Here is a 2933-nt window from a genome sequence, read left to right as displayed (position 1 = left end):
TACGCTACCAGACGCCGTCAGGGATTTCACGCAGGGTTGCCGAAAGGACACGGTGGCTCCGGCCAAGCTTTAGGCGTCTGATCAGGTACCACACGAAGTCTGGCGGTGGCCACCGAGCCGGCTCTTGGCTTGGCGTTGATTCAGATTGCCCAGATTTGGCTACATAGTGGCTACACGAAAGCCAGAAAGCAAAAAGGCCGCTATGTAGAGCGGCCTAACTGCTTGATTTCTTTGGCTCCCCGACCTGGGCTCGAACCAGGGACCTACGGATTAACAGTCCGACGCTCTACCGACTGAGCTATCGAGGAACGCGACGCTGTATAGTCTAGTCGCTCACTGCAGGCGCGTCAACGCCCGGCGCTTTTCCAACGGGCGAAGAAGGTGCACAATTCGGACTTTGCCGGAGTTGAGGAGAATGCTTCTCTTTGGAACAGGGACGAGATCCGTCGATGGATCCTGACTTGATCGACCCTAATCTGGTGTACGCGAAGACCGCTTCCGGGGAAGAAGCGGTGCTGCAGCGGACGCGCGTGGTTCAGCGCAACACTCGAATGGTGTTGATACTCGTCGACGGCAATGCAACCGTGGCCGAGCTGTGCGAGAAGACGGGAAACCCGCAGATGACTCGCAGTGCTTTGCTGGAGCTTGAGAGTGATGGCCTGGTTGATCGCCGTGCGGCCTTCGACTCGGTCTGGCAACGCGGTGACAAGGCGAGGCGGCATAGCGCGTCGGACGAAACGACGGCGCCAGTATCCGAGTTTTCAAGCTTTGGCGCGAAAGAGCAGACCGCGCCGCCGCCGTCATCGGCAGGCGGCTCGGGCGCCTCAGATCTGGTGCCAGCGCGCGAGGAGACCGCGCCACCGCCAGCGAAGAGCCATCCGCCGATCGTGCACGACCCTTCGCCTTCGGAGTCGGGAACGGTCTTTCTGTCGCGTGCGCAAGCCGGTGGCACGCCATCGCCTGTGCCTGTGGAGGATGTGCTCGGGCCGCTGTCGGTGCCCCAGCGTTGGCGGCCAGCCTGGTTTGCCGGCGAGCGTCAACAGCCGCCTGTGCTGGTCAGCGCGCGTCGGCCGCGTTTTCTGATCACCTGGCCGCTCCTCGTCATTCTTCTCCTGCTCCTGCCCGTCGTCCTCGCGCTCGTGCTGATGCTGATCTTTCCCTACTTGAACTATCAGCCGGCCGTGGAGGCGCTTCTGACGCAGAGCACCGGCAGGAAGGCCCGGGTCGATGCCTTGGGGATCGATTTACTGCCGATTCCAGCTTTGCGGCTCGATGGGGTTCGCCTGGAGGGCGTGGGCGAAGCTGTGCCGCTGGCGGTCGACACGGTGCGCGTGCAACCTGTGCTGACTACGCTGTTTGCGGAACGGATGCTGTTCGACGAAGTGGAGTTGAGCGGCCTGGTCCTCGCGCCGACGACGTTTGTCGAGCTGGCGCAAATGCTGAAGTCGGCGGCCAGCCCGGCGGCACGCGCCGGCGTGCGGCATGTGTCGCTGAGCAATACCGAGCTCGCGCTGGCCGGACTGACGATCGGCGATCTGCGTGGCGAGGTCGTCTTGTCGGCCGCGGGCCTGTTGGAGGTACTTGCCCTGCATTCGGCCAACCGCGATTTGACTTTCGAGGCGCGTCCACTCGATACGGCATTTGCCATTCGTGCCGAGGGGCTGAAGTGGCGCCCGCGCGCGAACAGTCCGCAGGTCGTCGATTCGTTTCTTCTGCAGGGCGAGTTGCGGGCAACGTTGGTAACCGTCGACCGAATGGAGTTCCGCGTCTTCGATGGGCTGCTCACCGGCAAGGCAGCGCTGCGTGCGGGCGGCGATTCGCTGCTTTTGGGCGAGGTCGCCTTTGATCGGATCAACGCCAGGAAGCTCTCCGATGCCCTGGGGCTCGAGCGTGGTTTTCTCGGCGAGGGGACGGGCAGACTGCGCTTTTCTGCCGCCGCGGACGCGTGGCCGTCGCTTCTCTCGACGCTGCAGGGCGAGGGGACATTCACCGTCAAGCGCGGCAGTCTCCCGGGTATCGATCTTCCCGAGGCGCTGCGTCGGGCGCCGAGCGTACCGCTTGCGCTGGGTGGGGCAACCCGCTTCGAACAGCTTTCCGGTGCCGTCAGGCTGACGCCAGGCTTCGTCCACCTGTCGCGCCTTAACCTCAGCGCCGGAGCCATGCAGTCAGCCGGGTATCTCGACATTGGGCGAGATCTCGACTTGCGTGGCCGGATGGACGTGGAAATGCGTGGACGCGGCGAGCGCACGGCGCTGCCGGTGGCGATCAGCGGTTCGTTGAATGCGCCGCTGTTGAAGACCGTCGAGCGCTGATTCGGCAGCCTGATGGCGCGTAGCTCGTGCGATCAGCGGACGGGAGCTGCCGCCACCGAGACGGCGGGCGCCGTCGTCGGCCGCACTCGGCGAGCACGGACGACGACGCCCGCCAGTTCACAGGACAGCCGCGATAGCGTCGGCGACGTGCCCGATATTGCGCGTGTTCAGCGCGGCGACGCAGATGCGGCCGCTGCTCACCGCGTAGATGGCGAAGTCCTCGCGCAGGCGATCGACCTGCGCGGCGCTTAGCCCGGTATAGGAAAACATCCCGCGTTGCCGGGTGATGAACGACAGGTCGGTCTGCACTCCGCGCGCTCGCAGTTCATCCACCAGCGCAGTGCGCATGGTCCGGATGCGCGCGCGCATGCCGGCCAGTTCTTCCTCCCAGAGGTGCGCCAGCTCGCCGTCGGCGAGGATTGCGGCGACGATGGCGCCGCCGTGCGTCGGCGGGTTCGAATAGTTGGTCCGTATGACGCGCTTGATCTGCGAGAGGACGCGCATTGTTTCGTCGCGGTTGGCCGTGACTACGGAAAGCGAACCTACGCGCTCGCCGTAGAGCGAGAATGACTTCGAGAATGATCCGGCAACCAGGAATTGCAGGCCGGATTCGGCAAACAG

The 2933-nt window shown here is 64.4% G+C and carries 2 protein-coding genes and 1 tRNA gene; 1 reads left to right on the top strand and 2 read right to left on the bottom strand.

Going from position 1 to position 2933, the window contains the following annotated elements:
• Positions 1-232: 232 nt before the first annotated feature.
• Positions 233-308: transfer RNA gene (locus RKP46_RS07905), tRNA-Asn, on the bottom strand.
• A gap of 141 nt (positions 309-449) precedes the next feature.
• On the opposite strand from RKP46_RS07905, the gene RKP46_RS07900 reads away from it, so the two are divergent.
• Positions 450-2312, top strand: a complete 1863-nt coding sequence (locus tag RKP46_RS07900; RefSeq protein ID WP_311106140.1) for an AsmA-like C-terminal region-containing protein — start codon at positions 450-452, stop codon at positions 2310-2312.
• A 117-nt stretch (positions 2313-2429) separates the two neighbouring features.
• Here RKP46_RS07900 and RKP46_RS07895 read toward each other — a convergent pair.
• The coding region (locus RKP46_RS07895) for an aminotransferase class I/II-fold pyridoxal phosphate-dependent enzyme (protein ID WP_311106139.1) at positions 2430-2933 on the bottom strand (504 nt) is incomplete at its 5' end.

It is taken from the genome of Accumulibacter sp. (assembly GCF_031732815.1).
Taxonomy (GTDB): Bacteria; Pseudomonadota; Gammaproteobacteria; order Burkholderiales; family Rhodocyclaceae; genus Accumulibacter.
Note: the sequence above shows the minus strand (reverse complement) of the source record. Positions and strands in the feature narration are given on the sequence as shown.

Coding starts and splice junctions, on each gene's coding strand:
- RKP46_RS07900 (WP_311106140.1), top strand. CDS start 450: ATGGATCCTGACTTGATCGACCCTAATCTGGTGTACGCGAAGACCGCT.